This is a genomic window from Ancylobacter sp. G4_0304 (genome assembly GCF_047501495.1).
Lineage (GTDB): Bacteria > Pseudomonadota > Alphaproteobacteria > Rhizobiales > Xanthobacteraceae > Ancylobacter.
Window position 1 is genome coordinate 33,373 of the sequence record NZ_JAZDRM010000017.1, and the last position, 18,934, is coordinate 52,306.

Genomic DNA, 18,934 nt, shown 5'->3' on the forward strand with positions numbered 1-18,934 from the left:
AGGGCGCTCCCCAGCCCGGGCGATTTATGTTTTCCTGCCGACGGGCACCCTCCGCCCGGCGTGAAAACCACATCAGGACCTTGCGACATGCTCGCGCAGCTCGGCGCCATCGCTTTCATCGTGGCGCCGGTGTTCGGGCTGATCGGCCTCGGCTTCGTCGCCTCGGTCGCCGGCCATCTGCGCGAGCGTGCCGCCGAGGGCCTGTCCGAATATGTGTTCGGCCTCGCCGTTCCGGTGCTGATCTTCAAGACGCTGGCTGAGGCGAAGCTGCCGGAGGCCGGGCAGCCCTGGGGCTACTGGATCGCCTATTTCACCGGCGCCTTCGCGGTGTTCGCGCTCGGCATGCTGGCAGCGCGCCGGCTTTTTGGGCGCGACTACACCGAATCGGTGATCCACGGCCTCACCTCCGGCCAGGGCAACACCGTGTTCGTCGGCGTGCCGCTGATCCTCCAGGCCTATGGGCCCGAAGGTGCGGTGCCGCTGTTCCTGCTGCTGGCGGTGCACCTGCCGATTATGATGCTGGTCGCCATCGTGCTGACGGAAGGCGCCTCCGGCGGGCTCTCCGCTGCCAGCCTGCGCCGGCTGGCGCGGCTGCTGGCGTTCAATCCGATCCTGCTGGGCATCTTCTTCGGCGCCATCGCCAAGCTGGTCGACTTCCAGCCCGGCGGGCTGCTCAAGCAGACGCTCGACATGCTCGCCGCCTCCGCCGTGCCCTGCGCGCTGGTGTCGCTGGGGCTGGCGCTGCACCGCTATCCGATGCGCGGCGATTTCGGCCCGGCGCTGACTATCGCGCTGCTGAAGCTGATCGTGCACCCGGCCATCGTGTTCGCGCTGGTGCAGGTGCTGCCCATGCCGCCGGTCTGGGCGAATGTGGCGGTGGTATTCGCCGCCATGCCCTGCGGCATCAACGCCTATCTGCTGGCGCAGCGCTACGGCGTCGGCGTCGCCGCCTCGGCCGGCGCGGTCTCGCTGTCGACCGTGCTCAGCCTGTTCACCGTGACGGTGTGGTTCCTGATCCTCGGCGTGGGATAGCTTCCGGCATGTCTTACGCCAGCGCCCGCAGACGCGCCTCCTCGGGCGTCATGCCGGCCGCGCGCAGCGCCCGCAGGCTCTGCGAGCCGCGCGACTTGGAGAGCTTGCGCCCGTCCAGCTCCATGAGCAGCGTGTGGTGGCTGTAGGCCGGCGCCGGCAGGCCGAGCAGTTCCTGAAGCAGGCGATGGATGGCGGTCGCCTCATAAAGGTCCGCCCCGCGCACGACGTGGCTGATGGCCTGCTCCGCGTCGTCGACCACCACGGAAAGATGGTAGCTGGTCGGCGTGTCCTTCCGGGCGATCACCACATCGCCCCAGAGCTCGGGCCGCGCCGCGACCGGTGTGCCCGCCTCGTCCCAGAACAGCGACCTGCCCACCCGCTCCAGCGCGGCGGCCATGTCGAGCCGCAGCGCGAACGGCTCCCCGGCCTGCCGGCGGCGGGCGCGCTCGGCATCGCTCATCGCCGCGCGCGGGAACGGGAACAGCGGCGCCCCGTCCGGATCGCGCGGCCAGCCGGGGCGGGAGTCGAGCGCCTGCCTTATGTCGCTGCGGCTCTCGAAGCTCTCATAGACCAGCCCCATCGCCGCGAGCCGCTCCAGCGCGTCGCGGTAGGCGTCCATGTGCTCGGACTGCCGGCGCACCGGCTGTTCCCACTCAAGACCCAGCCAGCCGAGGTCCTCATGAATGGCCGCCTCGAACTCCGGACGGCAGCGCGTGGCGTCGATGTCCTCGATGCGCAGCAGGAACCGCCCGCCGGCTGCCTGCGCCATCCGCGCGTTGATCAGCGCCGAGCGGGCATGGCCAAGATGAAGCAGGCCGTTCGGGCTCGGCGCGAAGCGGAAGGCGGGGCGGAAACTCGACATGGCGCCAGTGAGACAGCAGCGGAAGCCGGAGGCAAGCCGCCGTGCTGCGCGCCGCACGCCGGTCGCCTCGTGGAAACGAAAATGGCCGGGACAGAGGCCCGGCCATTACGTCAGATTGGCAGGTGGCGCCGCCTCAGAACTGGCGGGCGACCATCATCTTCTTGATCTCGGCGATCGCCTTGGCCGGGTTCAGCCCCTTCGGGCAGGCCTTGGCGCAGTTCATGATGGTGTGGCAGCGATAGAGCCGGAACGGGTCTTCAAGGTCGTCCAGCCGGTCGCCGGTGGCCTCGTCGCGGGAATCGATCAGCCAGCGATAGGCCTGCAGCAGTGCCGCCGGGCCGAGATAGCGGTCGCCGTTCCACCAGTAGCTCGGGCACGAGGTCGAGCAGCAGGCGCACAGGATGCACTCATAGAGCCCGTCGAGCTTCTCGCGGTCGGCGCGCGCCTGCGGCCACTCCTTTTCCGGCGAAGGGGTCTCGGTATGCAGCCACGGCTCGACCGAAGCGTGCTGGGCATAGAACTGGGTGAGGTCGGGCACGAGGTCCTTCACCACCGGCATATGCGGCAGCGGGTAGACGTTCACCGACTTCGCCGTCACGTCGTCCATGCTCTTGAGGCAGGCCAGCGTGTTGGTGCCGTCGATGTTCATGGCGCAGGAGCCGCAGATGCCCTCGCGGCAGGAGCGGCGGAAGGTCAGCGTCGGGTCGATGGTGTTCTTGATGTAGATGAGGCCGTCCAGCACCATCGGCCCGCAATCGTCGCGATCGACATAATAGGTGTCGACATGCGGGTTCACCCCGTCATCCGGGTTCCAGCGATAGATGCGGTACTCGGTGAGGCGGTTCGCCCCTTCGGGCTTCGGCCACACCTTGCCTTCCACGAGCTGCGAGTTCTTCGGAAGCGTGAGCTGGACCATCGTCGGCCTTCGTCCTCGGTCGCCACCCCCGGACGGGGCGGCAGGTTCGTTAAACGCGCGGGCTCAGTACACCCGCTTGCGCGGCTCGATGTACTGGATGTCGTTCGACAGCGTGTAGGTGTGCACCGGCCGGTCGTCGAGGGAGACGGAGCGCGTCTCGAAATCCACGAAGGCCAGCGTGTGCTTCATCCAATTCGCGTCGTCGCGCTCGGGGAAGTCCTCGCGGGCATGGGCGCCGCGACTTTCGGTGCGGGCGGCCGCGCTTTCCATGGTCACGGTCGCGAGGCAGATCAGGTTGTCGTACTCCAGCGTCTCGATGAGATCGGAGTTCCACACCAGCGAACGGTCGGTGACGTCGATGTCGTCGGTGCCGGCGAACACCTCGGCAATCAGCTTGCGGCCCTCTTCCAGCACCTCGCCGGTGCGGTAGACCGCGCAGTTGTTCTGCATGACCTTCTGCATCGAAAGGCGCAGCTCGGCGGTCGGGGTCGAGCCCGTGGCGTTACGGAAGCGGTCGAGGCGCGCGATCGCGGCGTCGCTCGCGGTCTTGGACAGCTCGCGCTGCTTCTCGCCGGGGGTGAGGATATCGGCGCAGCGCAGCGCGGCCGCGCGGCCGAACACCACGAGGTCGGTCAGCGAGTTGGAGCCGAGGCGGTTGGCGCCGTGGATGGAGACGCAAGCGCATTCGCCCACCGCCATCAGGCCCGGCACCACATGGTCCGGATTGCCGTCCTTCTTGGTCACCACCTCGCCGTGGAAGTTGGTGGGGATGCCGCCCATGTTGTAATGCACGGTCGGCAGCACCGGGATCGGCTCCTTGGTGAGATCGACGCCGGCGAAGATCTTGGCACTCTCGGAAATGCCCGGCAGGCGCTCATGCAGGATCGCCGGGTCGAGATGGTCGAGGTGCAGGTAGATGTGGTCCTTGTTCTTGCCGACGCCGCGCCCCTCGCGGATTTCCATCGTCATCGAACGGGACACCACGTCGCGCGAGGCGAGGTCCTTGGCGGAGGGCGCGTAGCGCTCCATGAAACGCTCACCCTCGGAATTGGTGAGGTAGCCGCCCTCGCCGCGCGCGCCCTCGGTGATCAGGCAGCCCGAACCGTAAATGCCGGTCGGGTGGAACTGCACGAACTCCATGTCCTGCAGCGGCAGGCCCGCGCGCAGCACCATGGCGTTGCCGTCGCCGGTACAGGTGTGGGCGCTGGTCGCGGAGAAATAGGCGCGGCCGTAGCCGCCAGTGGCCAGAATCACCATCTGCGAGCGGAAGCGGTGCAGCGTGCCGTCGTCCATCTTCAGGGCGATCATGCCGACGCAGCGGCCCTCGTCGTCCATGATCAGGTCGAGCGCGAAATACTCGATGAAAAACTCGGCCGAGTGCTTCAGGGCGGCGCCGTAGAGCGTGTGCAGGATGGCGTGGCCGGTGCGGTCGGCGGCAGCACAGGTGCGCTGCGCCGGGCTCTTGCCGTAGTCGACCGTCATGCCGCCGAACGGGCGCTGATAGATGCGGCCTTCCTCGGTGCGCGAGAACGGCACACCCCAGTGCTCCAGCTCGTAGACCGCCGCGGGGGCGTGGCGCACGAGATATTCGATGGCGTCCTGGTCGCCCAGCCAGTCCGACCCCTTCACGGTGTCGTACATGTGGAAGCGCCAATCGTCATTGCCCATATTGCCGAGCGAGGCGGCGATGCCGCCCTGCGCCGCGACGGTGTGCGAGCGGGTCGGGAACACCTTGGTCACGCAGGCGGTACGCAGGCCGGCTTCCGAGCAGCCCACCACCGCGCGCAGGCCGGCGCCGCCGGCACCGACGACCACCACGTCATAGGTGTGATCAATGATCGGGTAAGCGTCCCAGCGGCTCGCCGTGGAGCCGTTCGCCGCGCCGTTGGTGGCAGTGGGTCCGGCCATCGTTCAGCCTCCGAAGCTGATCTTGAGGATGGCGAAAGCGCCGGCACAGCCGACCGCCACCGTGAAGAAGGTATTGGCGATGAGACAGAGGACCTTGCAGCCCTCGGCGTGCACGTAGTCCTCGATCACGATCTGCATGCCGAGCCGCATGTGGAACACCACGGAGAGCAGCGTCAGCAGCAGGATGATCGCCACCACCGGGTTGCCCAGCACTTCGAGGGCGAATTCGTGGCCCTCGCCGGCAACGCAGATGATGATGGCGAGCGAGAGCAGCACCAGCGGGACATTGGCGAGCGCGGTGACGCGCTGCAGCCAGAAATGCCCGGTACCCGAGCGCGCGGAGCCGAGACCGGCAACGCGTCGGCGCGGGGTGAGCATCGAGGAGTTCGACGGTCCGCTCATGGCTCAGCCCTTCACCAGAAAGATCACGATCCACAAGAGGACCGTCAGCGTGATGGAGCCGCCGATGGTGAGCTTGGCCAGCAACTCGCGCGCCTCCGGGCCGAAGCCGGCGCCGGTGTCCCACACGAAGTGGCGCAGCCCGCCGAGCAGATGGTGGATCAGCGCCCAGCTGTAGCCGACCATCACGATCAGCCCGATCCAGCTTCCGTAGAGGCCGTTCACGGCATCGAACGATGTCGTGGTGCTGGCGACGGCGACCAGCCAGATGACCAGAAGAGCTGTACCGAAATACAGAGCCACGCCCGTGATGCGGTGCACGATGGACATCATCATCGTGAGCATCGGACGGTAGATCTGGAGATGCGGGGAAAGGGGCCGCTGGGCCGCGCCTGCCATGTCGGACATCCTGAGTCCTGAAGAATACGGAGTGTGCGTAACCCAAACGATTGCAGTTCGCAATCATTCCAAAGGCGACGCCTATCGATTGCGCGGCACAAATGTTCAGGTGCACCGCCGCGGGCGCACCCTATCCCAAGGCCGGCGCGATGAGCAGCCCCCTTGCGGCTATACTGCACGTCTTGCTTTGGTGGCGGGCGATGACGGGCTGTTAACCATCCTGCCTTTTAATTGGCGAAATAGGGCGGTTTATAAAGGCACCGCCCATGTTCCGGCGTATCGAGGCTGCAGCAAGCATGCAAAACGCGAAACCCTGCGTCCTGCTGAGCGCATTGTTGCTCGCGGCTTTCGTGCTCCTCTCCAGCTTTTCGACCCCGCTCGCCGCACAGGAACGCACCATCGCGGTCGGCGGCATGACGCGCGAATACATCCTGCACGTTCCCAAGCAGCTTCCGCCCGGCCCCCGGCCGCTGGTGATCGCGCTGCATGGCGCGTTGCAGCCGGCTTCGGCGATGCAGCGCTATCTCGACCTCGACGCCATCGCGGACCGCGAAGGCTTCATCGTCGCCTATCCCAAGGGGCTCAACCTGCTCTGGAACGATGGGCGTTCCTCGATCGCGGGCTTCATCCCGCTGCTGTACAAGCGCGACGATGCCCAGTTCGTGCTGTCCGTGCTCGACACGCTGGAGGCCGAAGGGCGCGTGGATGCCTCGCGCGCCTATCTCATGGGCTTCTCCAATGGCGGCTTCCTCACCGCTTTCATGGCCTGCCGCCACGCCGAGCGCTTCGCCGCCTTCGCGACCATGATGATGACGGTGCCGGTGGGCTATGCCGAAAGCTGCAAGCCGGCGCGCCCGGTGCCGATCCTGATGATGAACGGCACTTATGATCCCATCGTTCCGATGTTCGGTCGCCCGACCCCCGGCGCCCGGCTGATGTCGGCAGATGCCAGCGCGGCGCTGTTCGCGAAGATCGACGGCTGCACGGCGCCTAAGACCGCCTATAAGCCCAACACCCGCATCACCCGCTGGGGCGAGTGCAAGGACGGGGCGAGCGTCGCCTATTACGAGATCGCCGGCGGCCACCAGCCCCCCGCCCAGTCGGTGGACGCGGTGGATGCGCTCGCCTCGGTCCTGCTCGGCCCGCGCCGCTCGGGGCTCGACGCGCCCGAGGAAATCTGGTCGTTCTTCAAGCAGTATGGCGGCGCCCCGGCAGGCGTCGAGATGGCGGGCGCGTCGGCAGCCGGCGCCGTCCCGGCGAGTGTTGCAGCCACCTCCGTCACCGCCTTCGCCCCGGCGAGCACGCCGGCGGCTTCTTCCGTGCCGATGACGGTGACCGCGACCCCGGTGGCGCTGGGCGCCCCCGCAGCGCTCCAGCCGCTGGCAACGGAACCGGATTATGCCGAGGCCTGGCGCACTGCCCTGGAACCCTCGCCGGTGCCCCTGCCCACGCCCTCGCCGCTACGCCGCGCCGCCACCTCCAGCGCGACCGCCACCGCCCTGCGGTAACTCGCGGCGCCGCTGCGCGATTTTCCCCCGCCGCCTTGCTTTCGCCGCGAGCCGCCGCTTTACATCGGCCCCGAACGGTCCGCGATGGCCGCGCGTCGATTCGAGCGCGGCGTCATCGCGAGGTTGACGGCACCGGCCCTAGCCGGCATCGTCCGGCCGGCTTTCCGGCGGATGGTATCCGGCTGAAACCGGGCCGCTTCCGCCATTCGGCGGGTCACAAGCCGCCCGGTAACGGGTGAACAAGGCGTCCGGCCGGTCGGCACGACCGGCAATCGACAGGGCGCCGGCGAAGACGGGGATGGACTTGGAGAGCAGGCGGGGACCCATCGGCATGCGGCGCACCCGCGCTGCGGCTTTCGACCTCGGCGACGAGCCCCCGCTCGGCGTCGATGGCGATGCCGAGGAGCCGATCAACCGCCGCCGCATCTCGATCCGCTGGCTGATGGCCACCATGCTCACCGGCATCTGCGGCGCCGCCCTGATGGGCGGGGCGGTCTATGCCGCGCTCGACGGCGAATATCGATTCGCCCAGAGCCCGGAGACCGTGCGCTCGGCGCTGCGCGGTGCGCTGGCGGCCGGCGAGCGGCCTTCCAATGTCGCCCGCAAGGGCGATCGCATGTCGCTTCTCTCGGAGAGCTTTGGCGCCAAGCAGACGCTCCGCCTGTCCACCGCGACCAAGGAAGGCGACCGCGAGGTCATCAAGGTGCGCGCCGTCACCAAGGTCGCGTCCAACCTTGCCCAGACCGTCACCAGCGCCTCGGTCGACGTGCCGCGTTTCAACCCGGCCAAGCTGATCGCCGAGACTGTGAATGCGAAGGACGAGGAGGCCGTGCAGGCCGAGCCGACCGGCGAATTGACCCTCGTGGTGCGCGATCTGGTCAGCCTGCCGCCCAGCACCAAATTCACCGGCGAGCTGCCGATGGAAGACGTGCTGATGAAGGTGCGCGAGACCGCCGAGTTCGGCATGCCGACGGTCGATTCCACTGCCCCCGCGCTGGCCAGCCTCGGCGGCGCGCTCGGCTATGCCTCGTTTGGCGCGAACGACCCCCTGAACGGCGTGCCGCAGCCCGACAACATGAACACGATCGGCAAGACCGATCAGGACGCGTCCGGCGGCAATGACTGGTCCGAGCGCGCGGTGGTCGCCAAGAAGGGCGACACCATCGCCTCGATCCTGATGGATCTCGGCGTCGCCGAGGTCTCCGCCCGCGCGGCCTCCGAGGCCTTCTCCACCCGCGACCTCAAGGGCCCGCTCACCGAGGGCCTGCGCCTCAAGGTGCTGCTGGACGCGGGCGATGCCGGCACCGTTGTTCCGCTGCGCGTCGCCGTGTTCGGCGACAGCGGCCACCAGGGCACGGTCGCCCTGTCCGATACCGGACGCTTCCTCGCCGTGCAGGAGCCGGCGGACATGCAGGTCGCCGACGTCGCGCCCGACGATGGCGACGAGGACGGGACCGGCCGCGGCGGCATCACGCTCTATGAGAGCCTGTGGGAAACCGCGCTGCGCAACGACGTGCCGCGCCCGGTGGTCGAGAACCTGATCCGGGTCTATTCCTTCGACGTCGACTTCCAGCGCCGCGTGCGCGCCGGCGATTCGTTCGAGGTGCTGTTCGAGCCGGACGAGAGCGGCGGCGCTGGCGGCGTGATCTATGCCGGCCTGACGGTCGGCGGCGAGGAGCGGCGCTATTATCGCTACCAGACCCCCGATGACGGGCTGGTCGACTTCTATGACGATGGCGGCAAGAGCGCGAAGAAGTTCCTGGTCCGCAAGCCGCTCTCGGGCGGCACGCTGCGCTCCGGCTTCGGCATGCGCCGCCACCCGATCCTCGGCTATAGCCGCCTGCATTCCGGCGTCGACTGGTCGGACCGCACCGGCACCCCGATCTATGCCGCCGGCAACGGCACCATCAAGAAGGCGGCCTGGACCTCGGGCTATGGCCGCCGCATCGAAATCCAGCACGCCAATGGCTACGTCACCACCTATTCGCACCAGTCCGGCTTCGCCAAGGGCATACGCGAGGGCGTACGGGTGCGGCAGGGCCAGCTCATCGGCTATATCGGCTCCACCGGCCTCTCCACCGGCGCGCATCTGCATTACGAGGTGCTGGTGAACGGACGCTTCGTCGACCCGATGCGTATCCGCCTGCCGCGCGGGCGTGCGCTGGACGGCAAGATCTACGCCGCCTTCGAGGATGAGCGCGAGCGCATCGACGCCCTGCTCAATCGCGGCCCGGCGCCCAAGGTCGCCGGCGCCGCGCGCACCGCGAGCAACTGATGCTCGACGGCCCCCGCCTCGCCCCCCGCTCCGGCCGCCCCGCGACCTCGCTGGTGGTGCTGCTGCACGGCTACGGCGCGGATGGGCGCGACCTGATCGATCTCGGCGGCTACTGGGCGTCCGGCCTGCCGGACACCGCCTTCGTCTCCCCCCACGCGCCGGAGCCGCTGGGCATAGCGCCGGTCGGGCGGCAATGGTTCGCCTATGTCGAGCGCAACGACCGCGAGCGCTGGATCGGCGTCCAGTCCGCCCAGGCGGCGCTGGATGGCTTTCTCGACGCCGAGCTGGCGCGGCTCGGGCTCGATGATTCGCGCCTCGCTTTGGTCGGCTTCAGCCAGGGCACGATGATGGCGCTGCACACCGGCCTACGCCGCAAGCGCCCGCCGGCCGGCATTGTCGGCTTCTCCGGCATCCATGTGCTGCCCGAGGGCGCGGCGCTGGAGGCGGCGGATGCGCAGATCAACAGCCGCCCGCCGGCGCTGCTGATCCATGGCGATCTCGACGAGGTGATTCCCCCGGTGGCCCTGCCCCGCGCGGTGGAAAGCCTGAGCGCGCGCGGCGTCGATGTCCGCGCGCACCTGTCGAACGGGCTCGGCCACGGCATCGACGAGACCGGCGTGATGCTCGCCGGCCGCTTCCTGTCGGAAGTCCTGCGCAGCTGAGGGATGCGCAACCGAGCGCGGCGCGCGATCATCGCGGCTCATACAGGCGCTTCACAAGACTGACACGCTACATATAGAGTATGGCCGTGCGTCGCGCGGCGCCATGTGCCGGGCCGGCGCTCCAGAAATGGGGAGCAAGTGCTTGACGGCGACTGCTGTGTCCCAAGGCGTATCGTCCGGCATCTCGCAGGGTGCCTGGCCGGCCCTCGTGCTCAATGCCGACTTTCGGCCGCTGAGCTATTACCCGCTCTCGGTCTGGTCGTGGCAGGATGCGATCAAGGCGGTGTTCCTCGATCGCGTGAACATCGTCGAATATTACGAGCGGCAGGTCTCCAGCGCCCATTTCCAGATGCGGCTGCCGAGCGTGGTTTCGCTCAAGACCTTCATCCGCCCGGCGCGCCAGCCGGCCTTCACGCGGTTCAATGTGTTCCTGCGCGACCGCTTCACCTGCCAGTACTGCGAATCCCGCGACGAGCTGACCTTCGATCACGTCATCCCGCGCTCGCGCGGCGGCCAGACGACCTGGGAAAACGTGGTCGCTGCCTGCTCGCCCTGCAATCTCAGGAAGGGCGGGATGATGCCCGAGGAGGCGCGGATGATTCCGCGCCAGCGGCCCTATCACCCCACCGTGTTCGACCTGCACCAGAACGGGCGGCACTTCCCGCCCAACTACCTGCACGACAGCTGGGTCGACTATCTCTACTGGGACACCGAGCTCGACCCGTGAGCCGCGCTCACCGGCTTTTCGCCATCGCGCCCCACATGGCGACGACGGTCAGGAACGCCGCGATCAGCGCGTTGTAGCCAGCCAGCGAAATGCCGGCGAGCCGCCACGCCGCCTCGTCGCAGCGCGCGACATGGGCGGTCTGCAACGCTTCGAGCAGATTGCCGCCGCCGGTCGCCGGGCCGGAGCCCGAGCAGGTCACCGGGCCGGTCCAGAACTGCCATTCAATGCCGGCATGATAGATCGCCAGCGCGCCCGACAGCGCCATCAGCATGCCCGCCAGACCGAGCAGCATCCGCGCCGGCCCTTCCTTGCCGATCCCGGCAAGGACGATCACGGCGAGCGCGACCGGCACGCCGATATAATAGGGCAGGCGCTGCTCCAGGCAGAGCGGGCACGGCGCGAGGCCGACCACGAGCTGGAAGTACCACGCCCCCGCCAGCGCCCCGGCCGCGCCGACGGCCACGATGAGGGCGGCGGTGATCTGGCGGTTGCGCACCTCGGCGCGGGTGGAGGAGGCCGTGGGGGAAACGATGTCGGTCATGCGTCGGCAGTCCTGTCGGCTTTAGGAAAGGCCCGGGGAGGCCAACACCTACCGCGCGCCGGCCGGATGGCAAATCACGTCTCCACGACAGAAACGCCGCCAAACTCATGCCGCGCCGGCCACCGCCATGCAAGGCGCCTTACGGTCGCAAGATCAGGCGCAGCGCCCGCGTCATCGCCGCGGGCACGATGGAGGCATGGTCCTCGTCGGCCAGCAGGGTGAAAGCCACCTCCGCCTGCGGCCCGAGCGCAGCCGCCGCCGCCTCGGTGAAGGCGCGCGCGCGGTCGGCCATGGCGCGGCGGGCGCGGCGTTCCGCCATCTCGGCCGATTGCGGGCGCCCCTGCTGCCACGGCGCGAGCTGCTGTTCCCACTCGCCGACCATGACGGCGAGCCGGCGCGGCCCGCGCGCCAGATGCGCCAGCCCGTAGAGAAGACGGGGCTCGTCCCACCAGATCGAGGGACTGATCGCGACATAGGACTGGAAGCACGCCGTGTTCCGGCACAGTACATCCAGCACAAACCAGCCGGCCAGCGAGTGGCCGATGAGCGCCTGACGGCCGGGATCGACCGGGCATTCGCGTGTGATGCGCGGCTTCAGCACCTCCTCGATGAAGGAGAGGAAGGCGTCACGCCCGCCAGTCGCGCGCGCCTCGCCCGCGCTCGGCGACGCCTCGACGCTTGGTCCCGCCGTATAATCGAAGGTGCGGCGGGCGCGGTCATAGATCCCCTCGCCGGGATAGCCGATGCCGACGATGACGGCCGGCGCGACGCCCGTGCCCTGCGGCCGCTGCGCTCCACGCCGCAGCGCCTCGACGAGGGTCGCGAAGCCGGCATTGGCGTCGAGGAGATAGATCACCGGAAAGCCGCCAGGCGGCGGCGCCTCGTGCGGCACGGCGAGAAAAATGCGCCAGGCCGGCCCCTCGCCCGCCGCGAGGTCGAAGCTGTAGGCATCGGGGAGGGTGACGGGCTGCTGCATCGTTCGGCCTCGGGCAGACCCGCTGCCGGGCGCCGGCAAAGCTCTAGCCGATGCGCGCGGGCACGCAAACCGCCTCACCCCAGAATCGAACGATTCTAAAGATTATCCTTATCCCTCATTGGCTTGACCCATGCTCGCCCCGCATGCTTGAACGCTCGGGCGGCGGCATGCCGTGCCGCCATTCGCGTCCGCCTGATCCGGCGGCGCGCAGGATAGCCATAACCACCGCCATGACCGACGCCGCCGTCACCCCCGCGCCGCTCGCCGCCTACGCCCGGCTGATCCGCCGGCGCGTCGCCATCGTCGCGGGGCTCGGCGTGGTGATGATGGTCGCGCTGCTGTTCGACATCGCCACCGGCCCCTCGAACCTGCCGCTCGGCGATGTGGTCAATGGCCTGCTGCACCCCTCCGCGCTTAGCGCCCCGGCGCGGGTGATCATCTGGGAGGTGCGCCTGCCCTATGCGCTGATGGCCGTGCTGGTCGGCGCGGCGCTGGCGCTGGCGGGGGCGGAGATGCAGACCATCCTCAACAACCCGCTGGCGAGCCCATTCACGCTCGGCGTCTCCTCCGCCGCGTCCTTCGGCGCCGCATTGGCGCTGGTGCTGGGACTGACCATCCCCGGCCTGCCGGCGGGCTGGAACCTGCCGGCGCTGGCCTTCGTCTTCGCCTTCGGCTCGGTGCTGATGTTGCAGGCGCTGGCCAGTCTGCGCGGCACGGGCGTGGAGACGCTGGTGTTGTTCGGCATCGCCATGGTGTTCACCTTCAACGCGCTGGTGGCGCTGGTGCAGTTCGTCGCCAGCCAGGAGGCGCTGCAGCAGCTGGTATTCTGGAGCATGGGGAGCCTTTCGCGGGCGACCTGGGAGAAGCTCGCCGGCCTCGCCGTCGTGCTGGCCGTCACCGCGCCGTTCTCGCTGGCGGCGTCGTGGAAGATGACGGCGCTGCGGCTCGGCGAGGACCGGGCGCGCAGCTTCGGCATCGCGGTCGCCCGGCTGCGCTTCCTGTCGCTGCTGCGGGTCAGCCTCCTGGCGGCGACCTCGGTAGCCTTCGTCGGCACCATTGGCTTCATCGGGCTGGTGGCGCCGCATATTGCGCGCCTGCTGGTGGGCGAGGACCACCGCTTCTTCCTGCCGGCGAGCCTGCTCTGCGGGGCGGCGATCATGTCGCTGGCGTCGGTCGCCTCCAAGATCCTCGTGCCCGGCACCCTGCTGCCGGTCGGCATCGTCACGGCGCTGATCGGCGTGCCGTTCTTCATCGCCCTGATCTTCTCCCGGCGCGAGCGGCTGTGATGGCGCGCGCGCTGCATGTCGAGGGGCTGCATGTCGGCTATGGCCGGCGGACCGTGATCGAAAATCTGAGCCTGCCGGATATTGCGGGGGGCGGCGTCACCGCGCTGGTGGGCCCGAACGCCGCCGGCAAGACCACGCTGCTGCGCGCGCTCGCCGGCCTCAACCCGGCGCGCGGCTCGGTTCGGCTCGATGATATCGAGCTGACCGCGCTCTCTATTGCCGGCCATGCCCGCCATGTCACCTACATGCCGCAGGCCCTGCCGCAGCGCGTGGCGCTCACCGTTTTCGAGGCGACGCTCTCGGCGCTGATGTCCGCGCGCGAGGACATCCTGCCGGCCGCCGAGGCGCGGGCGAAGGCGCTCGCGACGTTGGAACGGCTTGGCATCGCCGATCTCGCCATGCGCGGGCTGGATGAACTTTCCGGCGGCCAGCGCCAGCTCGCCAGCCTCGCCCAGTCCATCGTGCGCGAGCCGGCCGTGCTGCTGCTGGACGAGCCGACCAGCGCACTCGACATTCACCACCAGATCCGGGTGATGCAGTTCGTCGAGGAACTGGCGCGCGAGCGCGGCATCATCGTCATCATCGTGCTGCACGACATCGCCCAGGCCGCGCGCTTCGCCCGGCGCATCGTGGTGCTTCAGAATGGCCGCATAGCCGCCGACGGCGCGCCGGAAGTGGCCGTGACGCCGCCGATGCTGGCGCAGGTCTACAAGGTGGAGGCGCGCGTGGAGCGCTGCTCGCGCGGCATGCTGCAGATCATGGTCGACCGGCCACTTGAGAGTTGATCGCCGTCACGCCCGCAGTGTCGCGCCGCCGTCGACATAAAGATCGGTCATGGTGATGTGGCCGGCGCGAGAGGAGAGCAGGAATACCGCCGCCTCCGCCACATCCTCAGGGTTCGCCAGCTTGCCGAGCGGGATGCCGGACTTGAAGGTCTCAAGCGAGCCGGCGATCACCCGCGCCGCGCCGTTCTCATCCGCCCACATGCCGGTCTGCATCGGGGTGAGCGTCGAGCCCGGAGCCACGATGTTGCAGCGAATGCCATGCGGCGCCAGCTCCAGCCCGAGGCAGCGCGTGAACATGGTGGCGGCCGCCTTGGAAGCGGCATAGGCGGCCATGGCGTGGCGCGGAATGCCGGCGGCATTGGACGACACCGTGACCATCGCCCCCCGCCCGCGCGGCTGCATCACCCGCGCCAGCGCGCGGGAGACGCGGAACACGCCCTTGGCATTGATGTCGAACACCCGGTCCCATTCCTCATCGGACAGCTCGGTGACCGGGACATAGGACAGCACGCCCGCGACATTCGCCAGAAGGTCGATCGGTCCCTCTTCCGCCTCGATCCGCGCCACCAGAGCGTCGACGGCGGCGCTGTCGCGCACGTCGAGCGGCGCGATGCGATGCGCGCCCTCGATGCCCTCCAGCGCGTCCGGCCGGTCGGTGGCGACCACGCGCGCGCCCTCCTCCGCCAGCAGCCGGACCAGCGCGCGGCCTATGCCTCCGCTGGCGCCGGTGACGAAAGCAAGGCGGCCGGTGATGCCATTGTCGCGCATGGTGATTCGTCCTTGTTGTCCGTCCGCTCCATCGCTCGCGCCAGCACCGGGGCGATCACCGCGACCGCGTCCGGCCCGGTGAGGAAGGCGTGGAGGCTCGGGACCTCGGTGATGTCGAGCGCCCCGACATACGGTGCCCACAGTTCCGGCGTCAGGCCGGTGCCTTCATGGTCCAGCGCAGCGCGGAAATAGGTAATGGTGCCCTTGTAGCTTCCATGAAAATGGCCCCGCACCAGCGCGCTGTTGCCGGCCACCACCCGCACCACCCCGTCCAGCGCCGCATCGGGCAAGGTGCCGAGCGGGCTGTTGGTGGCGCGCAGGAAGGCGATGACCGAGGCGCGGTTCAGGGCGAGAGCCGGCAGCCGGTCCGGATCATGGCCGGCAATGGCGAGCAGGGCCTTGAGCGCGTCGCCTTCCTGCGGCTCCGGATCGTCGCGCCAGCAATCGGTGGGATAGGCATCGAGCATCGCCACCACGCCGAGCCTTGCGCCGCCCTCAGCCAGCTTCACCGCCACCGCCTGGGCGAGGATGCCACCGACCGACCAGCCGACGAGGTGATAGGGACCTTCCGGAAACACCTGCCGGATGCGCGCGGCATAATCGGCGGCGAGCGTGTCGAGGCTGTCCGCCAGCGGCTCATTGGGGGAGAGCGCCGGGGCCTGGATGCCGTACACGGTCCGGCGCGGCTCAAGCGCCCGCGCCAGCCTGCCATAGCACCAGGAAATGCCGCCGGCCGGATGGATGGCGAACAGCGGCGGCAGCGCCGGATCGCCCTCAGTGAGCGTGATCAGCGGGCCGAGCCCGGCATCGACCACGCCCTCGCCGGCCTCGATCAGCGCCGCGAGCGCGGCGACGCTGGGGTGTGAGAACAGCGCGCCGAGGCCGGGATCGCTGCCGAACAGTTCGCGCACGCGCAGCAGCAGCGCCACCGCCTGAAGCGAATCCCCGCCCAGCGTGAAGAAATCGTCCTCCGCCGACAATTCGCCCTCAAGTCCGAGCTGCTCGGCGAACAGGGCGGCGACCACCGCCTCGGTCGCCGTGCGCGGCGCCCGCCCGCCCGCGCCGGCATAGTCCGGAGCCGGCAGCGCGGCGCGGTCCAGCTTGCCGTTGGCGGTCACCGGCAGGACCTCCAGCGCGAGGAAGGCGGAAGGCACCATATAGTCCGGCACATGGGCGGCGACATGGGCCCGCAGCCGTTCCATGTCGGGCGCACCCGACGGTACCACATAGGCAACGATGCGCTTTGCCCCCGGCTGGTCCTCGCGGGCGATGATCGCGGCCTGCCGCGCGAGGCCGGAGCTCATCACCGCCGCCTCGATCTCGCCCAGCTCGACCCTGAGGCCGCGAATCTTGATCTGGTGGTCGGAGCGGCCGAGATAGACCACCGCGCCATCCGGGCGAAAGCTGGCGAGGTCGCCGGTCCTGTACATGCGCTCGCCCGGCACGAACGGGTCCGGGACGAAGCGCTCGGCGGTGAGGTCCGGCCGGCCGAGATAGCCGCGCGCGAGTTGCACGCCGGCGAGATAGAGATGGCCGGCGACGCCGGGCGGCTGCGGGCGGTCGGCGTCGTCCAGCACGTAGAGCCGCGTGTTCCACACCGGAAAGCCGATCGGCACGGGATGGGAGGCGTCCTGCGGACCGGCCGGCCAATAGCTGACATCCACCGCCGCCTCGGTCGGCCCGTAGAGATTGTGCAGCTCCGCCGTGACCGTGCGGTGGAAGCGATCGCGCAGCTCCGCCGGCAGTTCCTCGCCCGAGCAGAACACGCGGGCGAGCGCCACCCCCTTCGCGGCCGGCTCGGCGAGGAAGGCGGCGAGCATGGAGGGCACGAAATGCGCCGTAGTCACGCCCGCCTCGCGGATGAGCGTCGCGATGGCGCGCGGATCGCGGTGGGCGTCCGGCGGGGCGACGACGAGGCTGGCGCCCGAGATGAACGGCAGGAAGAACTCCCAGACCGAGACGTCGAAGGTCATCGGCGTCTTCTGTAGGACGCGATCCCGCGCGTCGAAGCCGTAATGGACGCGCATCCACTCCAGCCGGTTCACGATGGCCCGATGCTCGACCACCACGCCCTTGGGCTCCCCCGTGGAGCCGGAGGTGTAGATCACATAGGCCGCATCGTCCGGGCGGGGGGCGGGAAGCGCCGTCGCGTCGGGCCGACTCTCCCAGTCGCCCGGCGCCAGCACCGGCACGCCACAGAGCCGCGCCGCATCCTGCGGCAGTGCCAGCGCCAGAACCGGCTGGGCCGAGCCGAGGATACGCGCGAGGCGCTCATCCGGGTGTGCGAGGTCGAGCGGCAGATAGGCTGCCCCGGCGCGCAGCACGGCGATGAGCGCCACGATCAACTCGGTCGAGCGCGGCAGGGCGACCGCAACGATGGTGCCGCGCCCGACGCCGGCCCGCATCATCTGCCCGGCCAGCGCGCGGCTGCGCGCCTCCAGCGTCGCGTAATCGATCATCTCGTCGCCAAAGCACACCGCCGGCGCCTGAGGCGTGCGGGCAAGCCCAGCCTCGATCAGCGCGCTCGCCGTCAGATCCGGCACCGGATGGGCGGTGTCGTTCACCTCATGGAGGTAGCGCCGCGACTCGTCCGGGGTTGCGGTCGGCACCTCGGCGAGGCGCTGCGCCTCCACGCAGGCGGCGACGAAATGGGAGAGTCGCGCGGCATGGGCCTCGACCTCATGCGCCGGATAAAGGTCCGGATTGGCGTCGACTTCCAGGCGCAGCCCGTCCGTGCCGTGCAGCCGGAAGGTGAAAGTGATGTCCTCCACCGGCCCGGTGGACAGCACCTCCAGCCGCGCCTCAAGTCCGGCAAAGCGCGGGGTCTCGTCGAAGGGCAGGATGTTGACCAGCGGCCCGTGCAGTCGGCGCTGGCCGCCGATCAGCTTCAGGTCGCGGCGAAGCTGCTCGCTGCGGTAGCGCCCGTGCCGGCGCGCGCGGGTCAGCGCCTTGGCCGCCTGCGCCAGCATCTCGTCGAGCGGGGCTTCTTCATCAGGGGCGAGCCGCAGCGGCAGCACGTTCATCAGCATCGCCGGCACGCGGGCCGCCGCGCTGCCGAGCCGCGCCATGAACGGCACGCCGAGAATGACTTCCGGCGCGCCGGTATGCCGGCGGACATAGGCCCCGGCGAGAGCGGTGAGAACGTCCGGCCACGGGATCGCGTTACGCTCGGCCAGCGCGCGCAGCCGGGCGAAGGCGTCGCGGTCCATCTCCACCGCGCGCCGGTGAAAATGGGCGGCGCTCACCGGCGCCCCGGGGGCGAGCGAGGCGACATCCGGCTTGTCGGTGAACTGCTCGCGCCAGAACGCGCCGTCCTTCCCGCGTTTCTCGGAGCCGCGATAGGCCGCGTCCTCGGCCAGCACCACCTCAAGGCCGGGCAGCGGATTGCCCTCAGGCGTGCCGCGCAGGCGCGCATTGTAAAGTTCGGCAATGCGCTGCGTGAGCAGGATCATGCCGTAGCCGTCGATGGCGAGGTGGTGGATGCGCTGCTGCCAGACGAAACGCTGCGGGCCGAGCAGGAACAGCCGCTCGGCCGCGAGCGGGTCGCTCACGGGGTCGACCGGCACTGCCATGTCGCGGGAAATCTCGGCTTCCGCCGCCGCCAGCGGGTCCGGCGCCGACGACACGTCGATGATGTCGAGACGCGGGCGCGCCTCATCCAGCACGAGCTGTACGGGGCCGGCGGCGGTCTCTTCCATGCGTAGCGCAAGCGCCTGCGCTTCGCTCACGCCCTGCGCCAGCGCCGCCTCGAAGGCGGCGAGGTCCAGCGGACCGGTCAATTCTATATATTGCCCGGTGTTGAACAGCGGATTGCCGGGCGCGAGCTGCTGCGCATACCACAGGCCCGACTGCGCCTCGGTGAGCGGATATGCGGAACCGGGCATCTGGCG

At 69.4% G+C, this 18,934-nt stretch carries 16 protein-coding genes; 7 read left to right on the plus strand and 9 right to left on the minus strand.

The window, feature by feature from the left end:
• Positions 1 to 87 precede the first annotated feature (87 nt).
• Positions 88 to 1,032 (plus strand): AEC family transporter, encoded by a 945-nt coding sequence (locus tag VRZ77_RS11465; RefSeq protein WP_414592790.1) that lies wholly within the window; start codon positions 88 to 90, stop codon positions 1,030 to 1,032.
• Between the two features lie 13 nt (positions 1,033 to 1,045).
• On the opposite strand, the gene gluQRS is transcribed toward VRZ77_RS11465, so the two are convergent.
• The 5 genes from gluQRS to sdhC all read right to left on the minus strand — a co-directional run bounded on the left by gluQRS (position 1,046) and on the right by sdhC (position 5,525).
• Positions 1,046 to 1,894, minus strand: a complete 849-nt coding sequence (gluQRS, locus tag VRZ77_RS11470; protein ID WP_414592846.1) for a tRNA glutamyl-Q(34) synthetase GluQRS — start codon at positions 1,892 to 1,894, stop codon at positions 1,046 to 1,048.
• A gap of 133 nt (positions 1,895 to 2,027) precedes the next feature.
• Positions 2,028 to 2,810 (minus strand): succinate dehydrogenase iron-sulfur subunit, encoded by a 783-nt coding sequence (locus VRZ77_RS11475; protein ID WP_414592791.1) that lies wholly within the window; start codon positions 2,808 to 2,810, stop codon positions 2,028 to 2,030.
• Between the two features lie 63 nt (positions 2,811 to 2,873).
• A complete protein-coding gene (gene sdhA / locus VRZ77_RS11480) occupies positions 2,874 to 4,718 on the minus strand; it encodes a succinate dehydrogenase flavoprotein subunit (RefSeq protein ID WP_414592792.1) in 1,845 nt (614 codons plus the stop codon).
• Positions 4,719 to 4,721: 3 nt separating this feature from the next.
• Positions 4,722 to 5,120 (minus strand): succinate dehydrogenase, hydrophobic membrane anchor protein, encoded by a 399-nt coding sequence (gene sdhD, locus VRZ77_RS11485; protein ID WP_414592793.1) that lies wholly within the window; start codon positions 5,118 to 5,120, stop codon positions 4,722 to 4,724.
• 3 nt (positions 5,121 to 5,123) lie between these two features.
• Entirely contained in the window at positions 5,124 to 5,525 is a 402-nt protein-coding gene (gene sdhC / locus VRZ77_RS11490) for a succinate dehydrogenase, cytochrome b556 subunit (RefSeq protein WP_414592794.1), read from the minus strand.
• Between the two features lie 287 nt (positions 5,526 to 5,812).
• Between sdhC and VRZ77_RS11495 the strand changes: the two genes are divergently transcribed.
• The 4 genes from VRZ77_RS11495 (at position 5,813) to VRZ77_RS11510 (ending at position 10,688) form a co-directional block, all read left to right on the plus strand.
• The gene (locus VRZ77_RS11495) at positions 5,813 to 7,024 is read left to right on the plus strand and encodes a PHB depolymerase family esterase (protein ID WP_414592795.1); all 1,212 of its coding nucleotides are present in this window, start codon (positions 5,813 to 5,815) and stop codon (positions 7,022 to 7,024) included.
• 331 nt (positions 7,025 to 7,355) lie between these two features.
• Positions 7,356 to 9,299, plus strand: a complete 1,944-nt coding sequence (locus tag VRZ77_RS11500; protein WP_414592796.1) for a M23 family metallopeptidase — start codon at positions 7,356 to 7,358, stop codon at positions 9,297 to 9,299.
• Complete coding sequence (locus tag VRZ77_RS11505; protein WP_414592797.1) at positions 9,299 to 9,961, plus strand: alpha/beta hydrolase; 663 nt, start codon at positions 9,299 to 9,301, stop codon at positions 9,959 to 9,961. Before VRZ77_RS11500 ends, VRZ77_RS11505 begins: the two co-directional genes overlap by 1 nt.
• 181 nt (positions 9,962 to 10,142) lie before the next feature.
• A complete protein-coding gene (locus VRZ77_RS11510; RefSeq protein WP_414592847.1) occupies positions 10,143 to 10,688 on the plus strand; it encodes an HNH endonuclease in 546 nt (181 codons plus the stop codon).
• Between the two features lie 7 nt (positions 10,689 to 10,695).
• On the opposite strand, the gene VRZ77_RS11515 is transcribed toward VRZ77_RS11510, so the two are convergent.
• Positions 10,696 to 11,229, minus strand: a complete 534-nt coding sequence (locus VRZ77_RS11515; RefSeq protein WP_414592798.1) for a disulfide bond formation protein B — start codon at positions 11,227 to 11,229, stop codon at positions 10,696 to 10,698.
• 139 nt (positions 11,230 to 11,368) lie between these two features.
• Complete coding sequence (locus tag VRZ77_RS11520) at positions 11,369 to 12,205, minus strand: alpha/beta hydrolase (protein WP_414592799.1); 837 nt, start codon at positions 12,203 to 12,205, stop codon at positions 11,369 to 11,371.
• A gap of 230 nt (positions 12,206 to 12,435) precedes the next feature.
• Here VRZ77_RS11520 and VRZ77_RS11525 point away from each other — a divergent pair, with 230 nt between their 5' ends.
• Both VRZ77_RS11525 and VRZ77_RS11530 read left to right on the plus strand, forming a co-directional pair.
• The gene (locus VRZ77_RS11525) at positions 12,436 to 13,491 is read left to right on the plus strand and encodes a FecCD family ABC transporter permease (RefSeq protein ID WP_414592800.1); all 1,056 of its coding nucleotides are present in this window, start codon (positions 12,436 to 12,438) and stop codon (positions 13,489 to 13,491) included.
• Complete coding sequence (locus tag VRZ77_RS11530) at positions 13,491 to 14,276, plus strand: ABC transporter ATP-binding protein (protein WP_414592801.1); 786 nt, start codon at positions 13,491 to 13,493, stop codon at positions 14,274 to 14,276. The genes VRZ77_RS11525 and VRZ77_RS11530 overlap by 1 nt, the downstream gene beginning before the upstream one ends.
• Before the next feature lie 6 nt (positions 14,277 to 14,282).
• Here the strand turns inward: VRZ77_RS11530 and VRZ77_RS11535 are convergent, their stop codons facing one another.
• Both VRZ77_RS11535 and VRZ77_RS11540 read right to left on the minus strand, forming a co-directional pair.
• Positions 14,283 to 15,044, minus strand: coding sequence for a 2,3-dihydro-2,3-dihydroxybenzoate dehydrogenase (locus tag VRZ77_RS11535; RefSeq protein ID WP_414592802.1), 762 nt, complete (start codon positions 15,042 to 15,044; stop codon positions 14,283 to 14,285).
• Positions 14,984 to 18,928: an amino acid adenylation domain-containing protein gene (locus VRZ77_RS11540; RefSeq protein WP_414592803.1), complete on the minus strand. Its 3,945-nt coding sequence runs from the start codon at positions 18,926 to 18,928 to the stop codon at positions 14,984 to 14,986. Before VRZ77_RS11540 ends, VRZ77_RS11535 begins: the two co-directional genes overlap by 61 nt.
• Between the last annotated feature and the right edge of the window lie 6 nt (positions 18,929 to 18,934).